At 67.6% G+C, this 19,476-nt stretch carries 13 protein-coding genes; 6 read left to right on the top strand and 7 right to left on the bottom strand.

Annotation, left to right across the window (positions count from 1 at the left end):
* Positions 1-265: 265 nt before the first annotated feature.
* The 4 genes from acnB to AN401_RS14280 are packed head-to-tail and all read right to left on the bottom strand — an operon-like array spanning position 266 to position 7,090.
* The gene (gene acnB, locus AN401_RS14295; protein WP_096779723.1) at positions 266-2,863 is read right to left on the bottom strand and encodes a bifunctional aconitate hydratase 2/2-methylisocitrate dehydratase; all 2,598 of its coding nucleotides are present in this window, start codon (positions 2,861-2,863) and stop codon (positions 266-268) included.
* A gap of 50 nt (positions 2,864-2,913) precedes the next feature.
* Positions 2,914-4,869 carry a tripartite tricarboxylate transporter permease gene (locus AN401_RS14290; protein WP_094041327.1) on the bottom strand — a complete coding sequence of 652 codons (1,956 nt, stop codon included), beginning with the start codon at positions 4,867-4,869 and terminating at the stop codon, positions 2,914-2,916.
* A gap of 33 nt (positions 4,870-4,902) precedes the next feature.
* Positions 4,903-5,982, bottom strand: a complete 1,080-nt coding sequence (locus AN401_RS14285; RefSeq protein ID WP_094041329.1) for a type 2 periplasmic-binding domain-containing protein — start codon at positions 5,980-5,982, stop codon at positions 4,903-4,905.
* A gap of 49 nt (positions 5,983-6,031) precedes the next feature.
* Positions 6,032-7,090, bottom strand: a complete 1,059-nt coding sequence (locus AN401_RS14280; RefSeq protein WP_096779722.1) for a 4-oxalomesaconate tautomerase — start codon at positions 7,088-7,090, stop codon at positions 6,032-6,034.
* A 109-nt stretch (positions 7,091-7,199) separates the two neighbouring features.
* Between AN401_RS14280 and AN401_RS14275 the strand changes: the two genes are divergently transcribed.
* Complete coding sequence (locus AN401_RS14275) at positions 7,200-8,096, top strand: LysR family transcriptional regulator (RefSeq protein WP_096779721.1); 897 nt, start codon at positions 7,200-7,202, stop codon at positions 8,094-8,096.
* Between the two features lie 40 nt (positions 8,097-8,136).
* On the opposite strand, the gene AN401_RS14270 is transcribed toward AN401_RS14275, so the two are convergent.
* A complete protein-coding gene (locus AN401_RS14270) occupies positions 8,137-8,868 on the bottom strand; it encodes a glycerophosphoryl diester phosphodiesterase (protein WP_094041335.1) in 732 nt (243 codons plus the stop codon).
* Positions 8,869-9,222: 354 nt separating this feature from the next.
* Between AN401_RS14270 and AN401_RS14265 the strand changes: the two genes are divergently transcribed.
* The 3 genes from AN401_RS14265 to AN401_RS14255 are packed head-to-tail and all read left to right on the top strand — an operon-like array spanning position 9,223 to position 13,419.
* Positions 9,223-10,416 (top strand): methyl-accepting chemotaxis protein, encoded by a 1,194-nt coding sequence (locus AN401_RS14265; protein ID WP_096779720.1) that lies wholly within the window; start codon positions 9,223-9,225, stop codon positions 10,414-10,416.
* Between the two features lie 7 nt (positions 10,417-10,423).
* The gene (locus tag AN401_RS14260; protein WP_157772280.1) at positions 10,424-11,317 is read left to right on the top strand and encodes a nitrate- and nitrite sensing domain-containing protein; all 894 of its coding nucleotides are present in this window, start codon (positions 10,424-10,426) and stop codon (positions 11,315-11,317) included.
* Positions 11,314-13,419 (top strand): putative bifunctional diguanylate cyclase/phosphodiesterase, encoded by a 2,106-nt coding sequence (locus AN401_RS14255; RefSeq protein WP_096779718.1) that lies wholly within the window; start codon positions 11,314-11,316, stop codon positions 13,417-13,419. The genes AN401_RS14260 and AN401_RS14255 overlap by 4 nt, the downstream gene beginning before the upstream one ends.
* Position 13,420: 1 nt before the next feature.
* Here AN401_RS14255 and AN401_RS14250 read toward each other — a convergent pair whose 3' ends face one another.
* Both AN401_RS14250 and AN401_RS14245 read right to left on the bottom strand, forming a co-directional pair.
* Positions 13,421-13,753, bottom strand: a complete 333-nt coding sequence (locus AN401_RS14250; RefSeq protein ID WP_094041308.1) for an SMR family transporter — start codon at positions 13,751-13,753, stop codon at positions 13,421-13,423.
* A 109-nt stretch (positions 13,754-13,862) separates the two neighbouring features.
* Positions 13,863-14,762 (bottom strand): ChaN family lipoprotein, encoded by a 900-nt coding sequence (locus AN401_RS14245; protein WP_096779717.1) that lies wholly within the window; start codon positions 14,760-14,762, stop codon positions 13,863-13,865.
* Positions 14,763-14,848: 86 nt separating this feature from the next.
* On the opposite strand from AN401_RS14245, the gene AN401_RS14240 reads away from it, so the two are divergent.
* Entirely contained in the window at positions 14,849-15,994 is a 1,146-nt protein-coding gene (locus AN401_RS14240; RefSeq protein ID WP_096779716.1) for a 3-phenylpropionate MFS transporter, read from the top strand.
* Positions 15,991-19,455, top strand: a complete 3,465-nt coding sequence (locus AN401_RS14235; protein WP_096780381.1) for a hybrid sensor histidine kinase/response regulator — start codon at positions 15,991-15,993, stop codon at positions 19,453-19,455. The genes AN401_RS14240 and AN401_RS14235 overlap by 4 nt, the downstream gene beginning before the upstream one ends.
* The last annotated feature ends 21 nt before the right edge of the window (positions 19,456-19,476 follow it).

Genomic DNA, 19,476 nt, shown 5'->3' with positions numbered 1-19,476 from the left:
CCGACCGTCACATGCCAGGGGGCGCGAAGCGCCTTGCACCGGAGGTATCGTCGCGACCGAGTTGCCAGTGACAAGTCGCAGCGCGGCGATACCGACGGTTTCCGCGACATTCGGCATGTGCCGAGCGACACAGGGATGTGCTTGAAGCGTGTCGGCGGAGCTGGCCCTTTGTCCGACTCATGCCTGTGAAACAGACGACTTTTTCATCAAGTAGAGAAAGCCAGCCCGAGGACTGGCTTTGGTTCAGCGTGTTCCGAGGAGGCGTTTAGATGGCCTGCTGGAAGATCACGGTATCGGCCTTCTCCAGGTAACTGTCCAGCTCGTCGAAGTTCAGGTAGCGGTAGGTGTCCGCCGCCGTGGCGTTCAGCTCCTGGGCGTACTCCAGGTACTCCGCCACCGTCGGCAGCTTGCCGTGGATCGCCGCCACCGCCGCCAGCTCGGCCGACGCCAGGTAGACGTTGGCACCCTTGCCCAGGCGGTTGGGGAAGTTGCGGGTGGAGGTGGACACCACGGTGCTGTTGTCCGCCACCCGCGCCTGGTTGCCCATGCACAGGGAGCAGCCCGGGATCTCGATGCGGGCACCGACCCGGCCGAAGATGCCGTAGTAGCCCTCGGCGGTCAGCTGGTCCTTGTCCATCTTGGTCGGCGGCGCCACCCACAGCCGGGTCGGCAGCTGGCCCTTGTACTTGTCGAGCAGCTTGCCGGCGGCGCGGAAGTGGCCGATGTTGGTCATGCAGGAGCCGATGAACACCTCTTCAATCTGCTCGCCCTGCACCTCGGACAGCAGGCGGGCGTCGTCCGGATCGTTGGGCGCGCACAGGATGGGATCCTTGATCTCGCTCATGTCGATTTCCAGCACATGGGCGTACTCGGCATCGGCGTCCGCCGCCAGCAACTCCGGGTTGGCCAGCCATTCTTCCATGCCCTTGATGCGCCGCTCCAGGGTGCGCCGGTCACCGTAGCCTTCGGCGATCATCCACTTCAGCATCACGATGTTGGAGTTCAGGTACTCGGCGATCGGCTCCTGGTCCAGCTTGATGGTACAGCCGGCGGCGGAGCGCTCGGCGGTGGCATCGGCCAGCTCGAACGCCTGCTCCACCTTCAGCTGGGGCAGGCCCTCGATTTCCAGCACCCGGCCGGAGAATTCGTTGATCTTGCCTTCCTTGGCCACGGTCAGCAGGCCCTGCTTGATGCCGTAGTAGGGAATGGCGTGCACCAGGTCGCGCAGGGTGATGCCGGGTTGCATTTCGCCCTTGAAGCGCACCAGCACCGACTCGGGCATGTCCAGCGGCATCACCCCGGTGGCGGCGGCGAAGGCCACCAGGCCGGAGCCCGCCGGGAAGGAGATGCCGATGGGGAAACGGGTGTGGGAGTCACCGCCGGTGCCCACGGTGTCGGGCAGCAGCATGCGGTTCAGCCAGGAGTGGATGACGCCGTCGCCCGGGCGCAGGGACACGCCGCCCCGGTTCATGATGAAGTCGGGCAGGGTGTGGTGGGTGACCACGTCCACCGGCTTGGGATAGGCGGCGGTGTGGCAGAACGACTGCATGGTCAGGTCGGCGGAGAAGCCGAGGCAGGCCAGGTCCTTCAGTTCGTCCCGGGTCATGGGGCCGGTGGTGTCCTGGGAGCCGACGGTGGTCATCCTGGGCTCGCAGTACTGGCCGGGGCGCACGCCCGCCACGCCGCAGGCCTTGCCCACCATCTTCTGGGCCAGGGTGTAGCCCTTGCCGGAGTCGGCCACGTCGGCCGGGCGCTTGAATACCTCGGAGTGGCCCAGGCCCAGTTCGGCGCGGGCCTTGTCGGTCAGGCCGCGGCCGATGATCAGCGGGATGCGGCCGCCGGCGCGCACTTCGTCGAGCAGCACCTCGGTCTTGAGTCTGAACTCGGCCAGCACCTCGTCGCTGCCGTGGCGGCAGATCTTGCCCTCATAGGGGTAGATGTCGATGACGTCGCCGGTATTGAGCTTGGTCACGTCGCACTCGATGGGCAGGGCGCCGGCATCTTCCATGGTGTTGAAGAAGATGGGGGCGATCTTGCCGCCGATGCACACGCCGCCGGCGCGCTTGTTGGGCACGAAGGGGATGTCGTCACCCATGTGCCAGAGCACGGAGTTGGTGGCGGACTTGCGGCTGGAGCCGGTGCCGACCACGTCGCCCACGTAGGCCAGGGGGAAGCCTTTTTCCTTGAGCGCGTTGATGGCGGTGATCGGGCCGACCACGCCGTCTTCGTCGGGGGCGATGCCGGGACGGGCGTTCTTCAGCATGGCCAGGGCATGCAGCGGGATGTCGGGACGGGACCAGGCGTCCTGGGCCGGGGACAGGTCATCGGTGTTGGTTTCACCGGGCACCTTGAACACGGTCAGGGTGATCTTGTCGGCCAGGGCGGGACGGCCCAGGAACCACTCGGCGTCGGCCCAGGACTGCAGCACCTGCTGGGCGTGGACGTTGCCGGCCTTGGCCTTGTCGGCCACGTCGTGGAAGGCATCGAACATCAGCAGGGTGTGGGACAGGGCCTGGGCGGCGATGGGCGCCAGGGCGGCGACGTCGAGCAGTTCGATCAGCGGCTGGATGTTGTAGCCGCCCTGCATGGTGCCCAGCAGCTCGGTGGCCTGCTCGGGGGAGACCACGGGCGAGCTCACCTCACCCTTGGCCACGGCGGCGAGGAAACCGGCCTTCACATAGGCGGCTTCGTCGACCCCGGGGGGGATCCGGGTGGAAAGGAGTTCATAAAGGAAGGATGCTTCGCCGGCGGGTGGGTTCTTGAGGTGTTCAACCAGGGCGGCCACCTGGGTGGCGTTCAGGGGCAGGGGGGCCAGGCCGTCGGCGGCACGCTCGGCGGCCTGGTTGCGGTAGTGTTCAAGCACGATGAGGTCCTTTTGTTGAATAAGGCGGGGCTCGGGGAGCCCCGCCAGGGTTACAGGTTGATCAGGCTCAGCAGGTAGGGATCCAGCAGGCCGGCGGGGTAGTCGATGCTCATGGCCTTGCCGATGCCCACCAGGAACAGCAGCTGTCCCGCCGCCACCGTGCCCGACAGTCGCCAGCGGGAGCCGGCGAACAGGCGCAGGAACAGCAGGGTGAAGATCACCGAGGTGCTGATAAAGCCCAGGGTGAAATAGAGCAGGGCAACGCCGAGGAACAGGCTGATGTAGAGCAGCTCACGGCCAACCCGCTGGCTGCCGGTGCCGGGTTCGGCTGCACGTCGGCGCGAACCGAAAACCAGCGCCAGTGCCGAGCCGGCGGTGAGCAGGATGGCGAACAGCGGGAAGGCCCGGGTCAGCTCTGACCGTCCCCACACATCGAACAGGGCAATGGCGCAGACGACGAGCAGCAGGGCGATGATGGCACCGTCCAGCCGGTTCAGCGGCGCGCGGGCCGGCTGTTCCTGTGAGTCTTCCTGTGGCTGCGACCTGGCTGCCAGACGCTTGCGGATCAAGGGCACTATGATGCTGAGCAGGATCAGGCCGGCGATGATCAGCACACCGGGGCGCTGCATCCAGCCGTAACCGTAGAACTGGATGCTCTGGAAGAAGTAGTTCTCGGCACCGGCCGCCAGCACGAAGCCGATCAGGAAGGCCGGGCGCGACCAGTTGGCGCTTTTCAGCAAGATCCCCAGGGTGGCGATGACGGCCAGCACCACGAAGTCGCCCAGGCTCTGGGTGGCCTGGTAGGCGGCGAACAGGATCAGGGTGAGCAGCACCGGGGCCATGCGCGAGAACGGGATCCGGGTGAGCATGGCCACCGGCGAGGCCAGCCCCAGGCAGAGCAGGGCGCCGAGGATATTGGCCAGGGCCAGGGACCAGACGATGGTGTAGGTCAGGCTCAGGTTGGAGCCCACCATGGAGATGCCGGGCTGGATGCCGAGCAGCAGCATGCCGCCGAGGAACACCGCCGCCGTGCCCGAGCCGGGCACGCCGAACAGCAGCGTGGGGATCATGCTGCCGCTGGCGCAGGCGTTGTTGGCGGACTCGGGGGCGATGACGCCACGTATGTCTCCCTTGCCGAAGTTGGCCTTGTCCTTGCTCGACTGCATGGCGAAGCCGTAGGTCATCCAGTCCACCACCGAGCCGGCCAGGCCGGGGATGGCGCCGACCAGGCTGCCGAACACCGAGCACTTGCCCACCAGCGGCAGGTTCCTGAACACGTCCTTGACGCCCTGCCCCCAGCCGCTGCCGAGGCTGTTGCCCTTGCCGGAGATGGACTTGTTGCGGATCAGCAGCTCGATGATTTCGGGCAGGGCGAAGATGCCCAGTCCCACCACCACCAGGGGAATGCCGTCGTACAGATAGTCGATGCCCAGGGTCATGCGGAACTCCCCGGTGGCCGGGGCCGCGCCTATGGTGCCCACCAGCAGGCCGACGCCACAGGCGGCCAGGCCCTTGAACAGGCTGCCGCCGGAAAGGGCGGCGACCACGCTCAGCCCCAGCAGGGTGAGCATGAACAGCTCCGCCGAGGAAAACGACAGCACCAGTGGCCGCGCCACTATGATAAAGCCGCTGAGGATGATGGCCCCCGCCACCCCGCCGATCAGCGAGGAGGTGAAGGCGGCGGACAATGCCCTGGCCGCCTGGCCCTGCTTGGCGAGGGGAAAACCGTCCATGACCGTGGCCTGGGAAGCGCTGGAGCCGGGAATGCCCATCAGTACCGAGGTGAAGGTATCGCCGGTGGGCACCACCGCGACCAGTCCCATCAGCATGCCCAGACCGACGGACGGCTCCATGCCATAGAGGAAGGGAAGCAGCAGGGACATGCCAGCGATACCGCCCAGGCCGGGAATGATCCCGATGATCAGGCCGATCACCACCCCCAGCACCAGATAACTGAGGTGCACGACGGTGAGTATCTGGCCCAGTGCTGCCAGTAATTCGTTCATGAGGTTAGCTCCTTGCGGCCGGATCAGGCCGGCTTATTCCACCGACACATTGAATTTGGACTTCAACCAGTCCTTGACCCAGGCTTGCAGCTCCGGCGTCATGTTCACCGCCTGCTTGAGGTGCACTTCCACCACGGCGCCGATCAGGTTCTGATAGGGACCTATCTGCTCGACCGCATCCCGTTGGAAGGCTTCATCCTCGACCATGCGATCCACCGCCAGCAGCAGCTCCTGTTTCATGGGCGCGGGAATGTCCTTGGGCACCAGCAGCACTTTCTGCAGGGCAAAGCCGGCGGTCAGAAACTTGTGGTAGGCGTCGTACTGCATGCCGGTTGGCTCTTCGCCCCTGTATTCCTTATAGACCTCTTCGAAGGTCGGGATATCCGGGAAGGCCGGGTCGCGGATCACCTGGCCTTCGTCGTTGATGATGCCGAGGGAGAACAGGGGCACCGCCTTGTTGCTGTTCACCAGGTCGGTGACCGAGTTGATATAGGCGGACGTGGTCTGGAAGTCGATCTTGGCCTCGCCCCGTTCGAATGCCAGCCGGCCTTCGCCCCGGCTGGTCATGCCGAATACCGGCCGCAGATCCAGGCCGAGCAGGTCGAGCGCCAGCATCACCGGCAACTCCAGCTGGGTGGGCCCCTGGGCGGCAAAGGGCAGGGTCACGCCGGCCAGCTTGCCCAGATCCTTGCCGGTGCTGACCCCGAGACCGGGCTGGATATAGACCACGCCGCCGGTGGGAGAGGCCATGATCGGGGTCCATTTGTCGAAGTCGTAGCGAACCCGGGAATCACCCAGCATATAGGGATAGAGGGTGGAAGCGGAAATGCCCAGCATCTCGCTGCCGTTGTCTTTGGCCCGCATGTAGAACAAGTTGGTGCCGGTGATGGAGCCGCCGCCGGGCACGTTTTTGATCACCAGGGTCGGTGAGCCGGGCAACTGTTTGGTCAGGTGGGGCGACATGAAGCGGGCCCAGACGTCGGTGCCGCCGCCGACCCCGAAGGGGATGGTCCAGTTGATGGTCGAGGGCAGGGCTTGCGCCAGTAAGGGTGCCGAGAGGGTGCAGGTGCCGGCCAGCAGGGTGGCACTCAATAACATCTTCAGTTTTTTCATGATTGACCTTCCTATGGTGAGTTTGCCTGGTTAGTGATGGCCACATTATTCAGGGTAGAAAAATGGTGCCGCTCAGTATCTTGCGGGCCGTGCGGATAAGGGACACGGCAGTAATGCTGTGCTCCTCGTCATCGTTCTTGTTGATTTCCAGCTCCAGCATGCCCGAGGGGTGCTCGATGCTGATGGTGGCCGCCGCGGAAGCGGGCGTCAGCCCCGAGGCGACGGAGCCTTCGATGCCACAGGCGGTGGCGATGGCGATACTGCCGGTCACCGCCAGTGCCTTGTGGCAACTGTGGGGCACGAAGTAGCGGGCGTGGATATCACCGCCATGGCGGGCGGGGGCCAGCAGCACCGGCTTGGGGATCACCTGGTTGCTGACGTCGCCCATGCCCATCAGTTGCCCGGCCTGGCGACGGATGTGCTCGATCCTGGCCAGCAGCACCGTATCCTGGTCGAGTTCGGCGGGGGATTCATAGCCGGTCTTGCCCAAATCCCGGGCCCGGATCAGTACGCAGGGGGTGGCGGCATCAATACAGGTAACGGCGATGTCGTCGATGGTATCAGTGACCCGGCCGGTGGGAAACAGTCGGCCGGTCTTGGCACCCTGTACATCCAGAAAGGTCAGCTTGATCGGCGCCGCCGGGTTGGGGGCACCGCTGATCAGGGCATCGCCTTCGTAGCTGATCTTGCCATTCGGCGTCGCCACCTGGGCATGAATGATCTTGTTGGTGTTGAGGTTGCGGATCCGTACCAGGGTGACGGGCGAGCCGGCGGCCACCAGGCCGGTTTCGATGGCGAAGGGGGCTACCCCCGCCAGCATGTTGCCGCAATTGGGGGAAAAATCCACGCTGTGCTCTTTGACTCCTACTTGGGCGAAGAGGTAATCCACGTCGGCGGCGGGGTCGGTGGAGACTCCGACCATGGCGACCTTGCTGGTCAGGCTGTTGCCGCCGCCGATACCGTCCAGCTGCAGTTCATGGCCGGAGCCCATGATCTTCTGCAGCATCAGGGCGCAGTCATCACGGTTCGCGGGCAGCTCGCTGAGCTTGAGGTAGGGTCCCCGGGAGGTACCGCCGCGCATGATGATACAGGAAATGGATTGTGACATGGTTGTTTCCCACTGGTTGCTTTCTTGGGGGGAAGGTTGTCACGTTTTTGACATTTGCATCAAATGCAAAGAAAATCGGGTATTGATTTGTTTATTGCATTAATGGCCTATGCACCAGATTGAATTCAAGGACCTGGCGATCTTTATCCGGGTGGCCGAGGGCGGCAACTTCCATGAGGCGGCGGAATTCGTGCACCTGTCCCAGCCAGCGCTGAGCCGGCGCATGCAGCGGCTGGAGGCGATACTGGGCACGCCCTTGTTCGAGCGCACCACCCGCAAGACCTGGCTGACCCCGGCCGGGCGGGAATTCCTGCCCAAGGCGCGCCGCATGCTGGAGGATTTCGAGCTGTCGGTGCTGGGCATCAAGGAAATGGCCACCCACCAGAAAGGCAAGGTCACCATCGCCTGCATACCGACCGCGGCCTTCTATTTCCTGCCCGGCGTGATCCGCGAGTTTAACCAGCTTTACCCCGGTATTCGCATCAAGATCCTCGACGTTAGCGCCAATGAGGGGCTGGAGTGCGTGATCCGCGGGGACGCGGATTTCGGTATCAACATGGCGATTGCCCAGTATCCGGAGGTCAGCTTTACCCACCTGCTGGACGATCCCTTCGTGGTCTGCATCCGGCGGGATCACCCCCTGGCGCAACAGCAGGACATCGGCTGGGCGGACATGGAGCCCCACAAGCTCATCACCGTCAGCAAGGACAGCGGCAACCGAACCCTGCTGGACAGCGCCCTGGTGGAAAGCCATGTCAGGCTGAACGGCTTTTACGAGGTGCAGCACCTGTCGACGTCGCTGGGGCTGGTGGAAATGGGGCTGGGGATAGCGGTGATACCGCAACTGGCGATGCCGAGCAACGACAGCTCCATGCTCACCTGCCGGCCGTTGCGGGGGGCTCCGATCAAACGGGTGATCGGGGTGGTCAGGCGGACCCATACCAGCATCACTCCGGCGGCGGATCTCTTTATCAATATCCTGCTGGAGAAATGGTCGACGCCCTGAAACCGGAGGGGGGCGCAGGGGCGCCGCCCCGTGTTCGGGCTCAGCCGGCGGACCAGCCCGCGTCCAGGTAGTCCTGGGGCTTGTCGGTGAACAGCATGTCCACGCCCCAGGCGGGAAAATCTTTCACCTTGTCCGGGGTGTTGGCGGTGTAGCAGTGCAGCCGGTAGCCGGCGGCCTTGACCGCCTCGGCCTGCTCCCGGCTCAGGTAGCGGTAGTTGCAGTGCAGGGCGGCGCATTCGAGCTGCTCCAACTGTTGCTGCCAGTCGTCGGGGATATGCTCCACCAGCAGGCCGCGGGGTACCTCCGGCTGCAGCACCTGCAGGTAGCGCAGGCAGTCGGGATCGAAGCTGGAGAACAGCAGGCTGTCCTTGTCGACCCCGTGCTTGTCAATCAGCTTGCTGACCTTGCGGCACAGCCGGCCGGCGTCGTCCTTGTCGTACACCTTGAGCTCGACGTTGACCCTGATGCCGAGCTCCCGGGCCAGGGCCAGGTAGTCCTTGAGTTTTGGGATGCGCTCCTGCGCGAAAGCCGGGTCGAACCAGCTGCCCGCATCCAGTTTGCGCAGCTCGTCCCAGGCGTACTTGCGCAGCTTGCCCTTGCCGTCGCTGCAGCGGTTGACCTTTTCATCGTGGATCACCACCACCTTTTCGTCCTTGGTCAGCTGTACGTCTATCTCCACCCAGGAGAGGCCCAGCTCGGCGGCCTTTCGCAGGCCGGCCAGGGTGTTTTCCGGGGCCAGGCTGGCCACGCCTCTGTGTCCGCACAAGATCATCGCAATGTCCTTCTAAATGGATCCTTGGCCGAGGGTAGAACGTCACCATGACAGATTTGTGACAAGGCCGCCAGCCATGCTCCCCGTTTATCCATGGCGCGTCCGGCCGGGGGGTGATGAAGCCGGCGCCCGCCCTTGTATTGCACTCATCCGGGGCGAGGGGCTGCCGACCCTGCACCCGGGGGAGGCATTCGGCGCCGGCCCGGGCCCCGGCTTTCCCCATCCTCAGCCCGCCCCGGCCGGTTCACCGCCTCTGGCGGGAGCTGGCGCAATTATTGCTTAAGCCAGCTAACTCTATGGTGTTACCCCCATGGGATTAGTGGCGAGAGACAGCCTGGGGCTTAAGGAGAAAACATGGACAAGTTGCTGGAGCGCCCTGTTGCGGGGACGCGGAGCCAGGGGCGGCAAGGCGCCCTGGCGCGCTGGCTGGTGGCGGCCTGGGGCGGTCCGGCCCTGGGCCTGGTGTTGTACTGGGCGCTGCCGTCGGCCACCACCGCCGCCCTGGCGGTGCTGCTGGCGCTGGCGGGCCTGGCGGCGGCCCTGCTGCTATGGCGCCAGTACCGCCGCGGATTGCAGGAGCTGGCCGGCTTCGCCGCCGAGCTGGAGGACGGGCGACTGACGGCGCGGTTGCCGACGGCCCGCGAAAACGACTTCACCCCGGTGGCGGAGCAGCTGAACGGTGCCATACGGGGCTTTTCCGGCGTGCTGCTCGAGCTGGGCCGGGCGGCGGACGAACTGCACAGCGTGGCGGCGGAGGCGACGCTCAATGCCGCCGCCGGCGAGGAGGGGGTACGCGCCCAGCGCGACACCACGGTGTCGGCCGCCGCCACCCTGGAGGAGCTGATCACCAGCCTGGCCGGCACCCGGGACGGCGCCGCCGAGGCGGCGCGGGCCGCGGACATGGCGGTGGCCGAGGCGCGCCAGGGCGCCGGCCTGGTGAGCGCGGTGGATCAGTCGATGCACGGCCTGGCCCGGGACGTGAGCGAGGCCGCCGGTGCCGCCGCCGCCCTGGCCGACGGCTCCCGCAAGATCGGCTCCATCGCCACCATCATCGCCGAGATAGCGGCGCGCACCAACCTGCTGGCGCTCAACGCCGCCATCGAAGCGGCCCGGGCCGGGGAGGCCGGCCGCGGTTTCGCGGTGGTGGCCGACGAGGTGCGCCAGCTGGCGGAGCGTACCACCAGCGCCACCAGCGATATCAATGCCCTGATCGGCGACGTCCAGCACAAGGCCGGCTACCTGACCCAGGTGGTGCAGGCGGCCGACGACAAGTCGAAGCAGAGCGCTCGCCAGGCGGCGGAGGCGGCGGAGGCGCTCGCCTCCATCGAACGGGCGGCGCTGTCGTCGCTCAGCCGCATGCAGGAGATCGCCGAGGCCAACGCCGGCCAGAGCGTGGCGGGGGAGCAGATTGCCATCGACAACCAGAAGGTGGCGGAGCTGGCCGACGGCAACGCCCGCCGGGTGAGCGAGAGCAGCGAGCTGGCCCGTTATCTGGAACAACTGGTTGCCCGGCTCAAGGAGCGGGTGGCGAGCTACCGCTATGAGTGAGGCCGGGATGAACAGCATGATTATCGGGGTATTGGCGACCGCCCTGCTGGGCGGTCTGTGGTGGGGCTGGCGCCGGCGGAGGCTACAGGCCTGGCGGTTGCCGCAGCGGGCCCGGGAAGGGCTCGACTGCGCCGCCGATTTGGTGGCGCTGGTGGCCGAGGTGCAGCAGCACAGGGGCATGAGCGGTGCCTGGCTGGCCGGCGATCAGGGCTTTGCCCGCCGGCTGCCGGCCAGGCAACAGGCGGTGGAACGCCACTTCCAGGCGCTGCTGGCCCACGGCGAGCGGGAGCAGCGGGAGCGCTACTGCTGCTTCGGCCGGGACCAGGTAACGGCGCTGCAGCGGCAGTGGCAGGCCCTGGTGCAGGGTCTGGCGGCCAGCACCCCGGAGCAGAATTTCCAGGCCCACTGCCGGCTGGTGTCGGTGCTGCTCGAATGGCTGGCGGCGGTGGCCGAGGCCCGTATCGAGCAGCCCGGGGTGCTGCCCGGCGAGGGCAACAGCGAGCGCAACTTCGGCCACCGCCTGCCCGCCCTGGCGGAATGCCTGGGCCAGGCCCGGGCCCTGGGCTGCTCGGTGGCGGCGCGGCGCTATTGTCCGCCGGTGGCCCGGGTGCGGCTGCTGTTCCTCACCGGGCGGGCCGAATCGCTGCTGGCCCAGGCCGCCGGCGACCGGGGCGCCGAGGTGGACGCGGCCCGGCAGGCGGTGCAGGCCTTCGTCTCGGCCCTGCGCGGCCGGCTGCTGGCGGCGGATGCCGCCGGCCTGTCCGCCGCCGACTGTTTCAGCCTGGGCACGGCGGCGGTGGACGCGGTGTTCCGCTGGCTGGAGCAGGAGCGGCTGCGGCTGGACGGTGCCCTCGGGCGGCGGGAGCCGGTGCTGGCCCTGGCGGCCTCGGGCGCCCTATGAAGCAGGCGGCGCCCGATGTTATCCCCGCGGCCGGCAACGAGGCGGCGGACGCGCTCACCCTGCTCAACCGGCTGGATGGCCTGGCCTATCGCGCCGGGCTGGACCGGCCCGCCGACTTCGTCAGCACCGGCAGCGTGGCGCTGTGCGGCCACCGGGCGGCCTGGCTGCAAGGGCGGCGGGACGGCCTGCACCGGCGGCTGGTGATGGCGGAAGACTGGCCGCGGGTGCGGCGCGCCCTGGCCCGGGCGCTGGCGGAGCAGGGCTACTACCGGCTGGAATACCGGCTGCGCTGCCGCGACGGCCGCATCAAATGGGTGAGGGACAGTGGCCGCGCCCTGCCCGGGGGCCTGCTTGAAGGCCTGCTGAGCGATCTGGACGAGCAGGTGGCGTTGCGCCACCGCCTGGCCCAGGCCGAGGCCCGCTACCAGGGCCTGTTCGACAACTCGGTGATCGGCATGTTCCAGAGCACGCCGGACGGCCACTACCTGGCCGCCAACCAGGCCCTGGCGGAGATGTATGGTTACGCCTCGACCGCCGCCCTGATGGCCGGCCTGCAGGACATCGGCAACCGGCTCTACGTCAGCCCCGGCCGGCGCGACGAGTTCAAGCGGCAGATCCGCGAGCGGGGCTTCGTCAGCGACTTCGAGTCCGAGGTCTACCGCCAGGACGGCTCCACCCTGTGGATCGCCGAAACCGCCCATGCGGTGCACGATCTGGACGGCGAACTGCTCTACTACCAGGGCACGGTCGAGGACATCACCGAGCGCAAGCGCTACCAGCAGCGGCTGGAATACCAGGCTAACTACGATCTGCTCACCGGCCTGCCCAACCGCCACCTGCTGGCGGAGCGCCTGGCCCAGAGCCGGAGCTGGCTTGCCGGGCAGGGCGGGCAGGTGGCGCTGGCCTTCGTGGATCTGGACAATTTCAAGGTGATCAACGACAGCCTGGGCCATGCCGCCGGCGACCGGCTGCTGATCGACATCGCCCGGCGGCTCGAGGCCGCCCTGGGCTCCCAGGACACGGTGGCCCGCTACGGCGGCGACGAGTTCGTGCTGCTGCTCCGGCACCGGGGCGAGCCGGCGGGCCTGCACCAGGCGCTGGAGCGGGTGCTGGCCGTGGTGTCCGCGCCCCTGCAGCTGGACGGCCACGAGCTGCTGGTGACCTGCAGCATCGGCGTGGCCCTGCTGGCGGTGGACGGCGACAGCCTGGAGACCCTGCTGCAGCACGCGGACGCGGCCATGTACTCCGCCAAGTCCCGCGGCCGCTCGGGGCTGTGTTTCTACAACCGCCAGCTCAACGCGGCGGCGGTGGAGCGGCTGCGGCTGGAGGCGGCGCTGCGCCGGGCGCTGGAGCGGGGCGAGATCGACGTGCACTTCCAGCCCAAGGTGGACCGTGAAGGGCGGCCGCTGTCGTTCGAGGCGCTGGTGCGCTGGCACAGCCCCGAATTTGGCGCCATCTCGCCGGCGGTGTTCATTCCCATCGCCGAGGACACCGGCCAGATCGAGCCCATCACCGAGTTCGTGCTGGCCCGGGCCTGCCGGCTGGCCTGTGCCTGGCCCCGGGAGCTGGCGGTGGCGGTCAACCTGTCGCCCCGGCTGTTCCACTCCGGCGGGTTGTGCCGTCGGGTGGAGCGGGCGCTGGCATTGAGCGGCCTGGCACCCCACCGGCTGGAGCTGGAGTTGACCGAGGGCATACTGATGGAGAAGAACATGAGGGCGGTGGAGCAGCTGCAGGCGCTGAAGGCGCTGGGGGTGCGGCTGGCGGTGGACGACTTCGGCACCGGCTATTCCTCGCTCGCCTACCTGCGCCGTTTTCCCCTCGACATCCTCAAGGTGGACAAGTCCTTCGTGGGCAACTGCCGGCCCGACGCCAGCGACGCCATACTGGTGCGGGCCATCAGCTCCCTGGGCCGGGAGCTGGGGCTGACGGTGGTGGCGGAAGGGGTGGAAACCCAGGCCCAGTGGGATTTCCTGCGCCAGGCCGGCTGCGACGAGTTCCAGGGCTACCTGTTCGCCCGGCCGCTGCCCGCCGAGCAGACCCACGCCTGGCTGGCCCGCTTTCCGGACAGCGTCTACCGGTCGTCCCGGCGGGCCCTGGCCTGAGTCAGTGGCCGCCGCTGTCGGACCAGAGCTGGATCACCATGACCCCGGCGATGATGAGCCCCATGCCGATCAGCGCCGGCAGATCCGGGATCTGCCGGTAGACCAGCACCGCCAGCAGGGTGATCAGCACTATGCCGGCGCCGGACCAGATGGCGTAGGCCACTCCCACCGGCACGGTGCGCATCACCAGCCCCAGCAGCCAGAAGGCGGCACCATAGCCGGCCACCACGATCAGGCTGGGCCCGAGCCGGCTGAAGCCCGCCGAGGCCTTGAGTGCCGTGGTGGCCGCCACCTCGGCGGCGATGGCCATGGCCAGCAGCAGATATGCGTTCATGATCCCAGTCTCCCGCACTGGACAGAAAGTGGCAATGTGCCCCATTTGAGGCGGGAGATAAAGTCATGTCCCATCGGCCTGGGCGATAGGTTTGCCTTCGGCGACCGGCTCAGCAGTCGGGTTCTTCCCGGGGAACGGCGAGGGGAGGCCCGCCCGTCGACGGCTCCGGCGGAGTGGCCACCGCCAGCCGCCACAGGGGCGGCGGCGGCGCGTTCTCGCCGGGGACGACCGGGTAGAGCAGCGCCAGCTTGAGCCCCGGCGCGCGCTGTTGCAGGCGCTGGGCGGTCCCCAGGCCGTCGCCGATATGAAAGCGGCCCACGGTCAGCATCACCCTATAGCCCGGATGGGCCTGCAGGTAATTGGCGATGCTCTCGGCCATGGTGTCGTCCCAGCTGGTCTGGGCGGCAAACTGGAACTCGGTGGGGGCCTGGCCGTGGTGGCGGGAGGCCATGAAGCGCGCCTTGTAGCCGTCGTCGGCCAGGGTCAGCCGCTCGGCCACCCAGGCCCGGTGGCTGGCGGGCAGGCGATCCAGGTAGCCGGGCCCTTCCCGGCCGATGCAGCGCACTATGTAGCGGGGAGCGTTGGCCGCCAGCACGTCGATGCCCTCGCGCCGGGCCAGTTCCACCAGGGGGCGGTAGTCGCGGCGATAGCCGGGCCAGGCGTTGGCCTGCTCGATAAAGGCGTCTTCCGCCAGTTTTCCGGCCAGATAGGCGTCCAGCACCGGCTGGCGATCCCGGCTGAACTGCTCCATGGCCAGGGCCAGGGGCCGGGGCTGGGCCAGCAGCCGGGCCAGCAGTTCGGCCTGGAAGCGGTGGATGGCCCTGTGGCCGTGCAGCTCGCCCACCATGATCACGTCCGCCGAGGCCAGCTGCCGCGTTGCCTGGCCCAGGTTCAGCGGCGTTCCAGCCGGGTCGTGCAACTGGTAGTCGAACGGGGTGGCGGGCGGGCTGGCTTCGGCCTGGCAACCGCCCAGCAGCCATGCCAGCAGCAGAACTATGGGTATACGCATGAAACCACCTGTAGCACAATGGATAACAGCAATTCGTCCCTAAAGTTATTATCATAGGCCCCATTATCCTTTTACCCCGTATCGACATGGCGCCCGCTTTCTGGCTTTCACTGTTTTTCGCCCTTTACTATTTCGGCTACGGCATCTTCCTGCCTTTCTGGGCGCTGTGGCTCAGCCACGTGGGTGCCGAGGCCGGCTTTATCGGCCTGCTGCTGGGGCTCGGCATGGCGGCGCGCTGCGTCGGCAACCTGGCGGTGATGAGCCGGGTACGGGCGGCGGACCACCTGCTGCCGGCGGCCCGCTGGCTGTGCCTGGCCAGCCTGGTCGCCTTCGCCGCCTTCTACGGCTGGCAGTCCAGCCCGGGATTGCTGGCGCTGATGCTGCTGGTCAACCTCATCTATCCGGCACTGATGCCGGTCTCCGAGGCCATTGCCAGCCGGCTTATCGTGCAGGTGCGGCTGGATTACGGCAAGGCCCGGCTGTGGGGCTCGGCGGCCTTTATCGCCGCCAACCTGGCGGTGGGCTACCTGAGCGACAGCCTGGGCCCCCAGTGGGTGCTGCACACCATGGTGCTGTCGTTGGTGCTGATGTGGCTGGCCAGCCTGCTGCCGATGCGGCCGGCGCCGAGGGAGCTGCACCAGGAGCGCCGGGGCGACGGCCTGTGGCAGGTATGGCGCCGGCCGGGCATGCCGCGCTTCCTGCTGATCGCCGCCCTGCTGCAGGGCAGTCATGCCTTCTACTACGGTTTCAGCGCCCTCTACTGGCAGCGGGAAGGCTATAGCACCGCGGTGATCGGCTACCTGTGGGGGCTGGGGGTACTGGCCGAAATCGCGGTGTTCGCCATGAACCGGCGCTGGTTCGAGCACCTCGAGGCTCGCCACCTGCTGCTGGCCGGGGCCGCCTGCGCCCTGCTGCGCTGGGGGCTGCTCGGCGCCACCACCGAGCTGGTCTGGCTGGTGGCGGCCCAGTTGCTGCACGCGGGCAGTTTCTGCCTGAGCCACCTGGGCGCCATCCGTTACATCAGCCGGGATCTGGACGGCCCCGCGGTGATCGGCGCCCAGGCGCTCTACGCCGCCCTGCCCATGGGCATGGCGGTGGCGTTGCTGCTGGTGCTGTCCGGCCAGCTCTATCCGCTGCTCGGTGGCCAGACCTTCTGGCTGATGGGCGCGGCGGTGCTGCCGGTGGCCTGGCTGCTGCGCAGCCCCCTGACTTCCCGACCCCAGGAGGCCTGATGCAGGGCTGGACCGTCATCAATATCGCCCTGGCCTACCTGGCGCTGCTGTTCCTCTTCGCCTGGCTGGGCGACAAGGTGCGCCTGGGGGCACGGGCTCGCCGCCTGCGGCCGCTGCTGTACAGCCTGTCGCTGGCGGTGTACTGCACCTCCTGGAGCTTCTTCGGCACCGTGGGCCAGGCCAGCACCGATCCCTGGTCCTACTTTCCCATCTACCTGGGCCCCATACTGGTATTTACCCTGGCCGGGCCCTTTATCGCCCGGCTGATCGAGGTGGCCAAGCGCGAGCACATTACCTCCATCGCCGACTTTATCGCCGCCCGCTACGGCAAGTCCCAGCGGCTGGCGGTCTATATCACCCTGATCGCCATCGTCGGGGTGCTGCCCTATATCGCCCTCCAGCTCAAGGCCATCGTCATGGGGCTCAACCTGGTGGCGCCGGACGTGGTGGGCGGGGACGGCCGGGACGCGGGGGAGGTGGCCTTTATGGTGGCCCTGCTGTTCACCGTCTTTATCCTGCTGTTCGGCACCCGCCACATCGACGCCACCGAGCACCAGCGCGGGGTCATGGTGGCCATCGCCCTGGAGTCGGTGGTCAAGCTGGTGGCCTTTATTGTGGTCGGGGGCTTCGCGCTCTGGCTGATCCTGGCCTTTCCCAACCAGCAGCGGATGCTGGTGACCGAGGATTACCTCGGGCTGCTGACCGAGGTGGGCGGGGGCAACCTGCTCGACATGGGGGTCTATACCCTGCTGTCGATGAGCGCCATCCTCTGTCTGCCGCGCCAGTTCCACGTGACCGTGGTGGAGCACCACGATCCGGCGGATCTGCGCTGGGCCCGGCGCATCTTCCCCCTCTACCTGTTGCTGTTCGGGCTCTTCGTGCTGCCCCTGGCCCTGGCCGGCCAGCAGTGGCTGTCGGCGGACACCTCGCCCGACACCTATGTGATCAGCCTGCCGCTGGCGCTGGACTATCCGGGCCTGGCGGTGCTGGCCTTTATCGGCGGCGCCTCCGCCGCCACCGGCATGATGATCATCTCCACCATCGCCCTGGCCATCATGGTGAGCAACGATCTGGTGCTGCCGATGATACTGCGCCGGCGCCAGCTGCAGGGGGCGGGCTTCGAGGACGTGGCCCAGCTGCTGCTCAACGTGCGCCGCACCGCCATCATCGTCATCATGGTCACCGCCTGGCTGGTGTTCCTCTGGCTGGGCGAGATCCACAGCCTGTCGCGCATCGGCTACCTGAGCTTCGCCGCCATCGCCCAGTTTGCCCCGGCCCTGGTGCTGGGGCTGCTGTGGCGCGGCGGCAACCGGCGCGGCGCCTACTGGGGCCTGAGCCTGGGCATGCTGATGTGGCTGCTCAACCTGATGGCGGAAACCGGGCTCTTCGCCGGCGACGCCGACACCAACGTGGTGCTGTGGCTGCTGACGCCGCCGGCCTGGGGCGCGGTGGGCGAGATGAGCCATGCCACCTGGGGCATACTGCTCAGCCTGTTGTGCAACCTGGCCGGCTACCTGCTGGGCTCCTGGCTGTCGGTGCCCACGGTGAGTGAGCGCTTCCAGGCGGCGGCCTTCGTCGGCCGCCAGCACAAGGACGACGGCGACGTCTACCGGGCCAAGGTGACGGTGCGGGATCTGGAGCAACTGGCGTCCCGCTTCGTGGGCGAAGGCCGGGTCAAGCGAGCCTTCGCCCGCTATGCCGGTGAACAGGGCACCCTGGACGGCAGCATGCAGGCGCCGGCCAGCCTGATCCGCCACACCGAGCGGGTGCTGGCCGGGGTGTTCGGCGCCTCTTCGGCGCGGCTGGTGCTGTCATCGGCGTTGCAGGGGCGCTCCATGGAGCTGGAGGAGCTGGCCGCCATCGTGGACGAGGCCGGCGACGTGTTCCGCTTCAACCGCGGCCTGCTGCAGGGGGCCATCGAGCATATCGGCATGGGCATTTCGGTGGTGGACAAGGAGCTCAAGCTGGTGGCCTGGAACCGGCGCTACCTGGAGTTGTTCCAGTACCCGCCGGGCCTGATCCGGGTGGGGCGGCCCATCGCCGACATCATCCGCTACAACGCCGAAAAGGGCCTGTGCGGTCCCGGCGAGGTGGACGAGCAGGTGGCCCGGCGGGTGGCCCACATGAGCGCCGGCACCGCCCATACCTCTTCCCGCACCCGTCCCGATGGCCGGGTGATCGAGATGCAGGGCAACCCCATGCCCGGCGGCGGTTTCGTGATGACCTTCAACGACATCACCACCTTCCGCCAGGCGGAGCAGGTGCTGAAAGAGGCCAACGTGGTGCTGGAGGCCCGGGTGGCCGAACGGACCCGGGAGCTGTCGGCGGTGAACCAGCAACTGCTGGCGGCCACCCGCCAGGCGGAGCGGGCCAATGCCTCCAAGGGCCGCTTCCTGGCGGCGGTGAGCCACGATCTGATGCAGCCGCTCAACGCCGCCAAGCTGTTCACCTCCTCCTGGCTGGAGACCTCGGGCGACGAGGAAAGCCGGCGTCTGGCGGGCCATATCGACCGCTCCCTCACCGCCGCCGAGGAGCTGATCGGCGATCTGCTCGACATGTCCCGGCTGGAGTCGGGCAAGCTCACCGCGAGACCGAAGGATTTCGCCCTGAACAGCCTGTTCGACACCCTCAAGGCCGAATTCGGGGCCCTGGCGGAGCAGGACGGCGGTCGCTTCGAACTGGTGCCCAGCCGGCTGCGGGTGCACAGCGATCCCCGGCTGTTGCGCCGCATACTGCAGAACTTCCTCACCAACGCCCTGCGCTACAACCCGGGCGGACGCATCCTGCTCGGGCTGCGCCACTGCGGCGAGGGCCTGCGCATCGAGGTGTGGGACAACGGTCCCGGCATTCCCGCCGACAAGCTGGGGGTGATCTTCGACGAGTTCCTGCGCCTGGAGCACGGCCAGCGTCACCACCAGCAGGGGCTGGGGCTGGGCCTGGCCATTGCCCAGGGGCTGGCGACCATACTGGGGCACCGGCTGATGGTGCGCTCCTGGGAGGGCAAGGGCTCGGTGTTCAGCGTGACGGTGCCGCGGGCCGAGTCCGGCGCCGAGCCGGCGGCAGCGGAGCCGGCCCCGCCGGCGGCGAGCGGCCAGTTGGCGGGCCTCAAGGTGCTGTGCATCGACAACGAGGCGGACATCCTCACCGCCATGGCCAGCCTGCTGGGACGCTGGGGCTGCGAGGTGCGCCTAGCCGGCAACGGCCAGGAGGCGCGGGCCCATTGCCGGGAGGGCTTCCGGCCCCAGGTGATCCTGTCCGATTACCACCTGGACGAGGGCGAGACCGGGGTGGCGCTGATCAATCTGCTGCGGCTGGAGTTCGGGCGGATACCGGCGGTGGTGATCAGCGCCGACCGTCAGCCGGAGCTGCAGGCCCAGCTGCACAAGTTGCAACTGAGCTACCTGAGCAAGCCGGTCAAGCCGCTCAAGCTGAGGGCCCTGCTGCAGCATCTGGTGTCTTGAGGGTGAGGGGTGAGGGAGTTT

This window comes from Zobellella denitrificans, from assembly GCF_002407485.1.
GTDB classification, from domain to species: domain Bacteria; phylum Pseudomonadota; class Gammaproteobacteria; order Enterobacterales; family Aeromonadaceae; genus Oceanimonas; species Oceanimonas denitrificans.
Note: the sequence above shows the minus strand (reverse complement) of the source record. Positions and strands in the feature narration are given on the sequence as shown.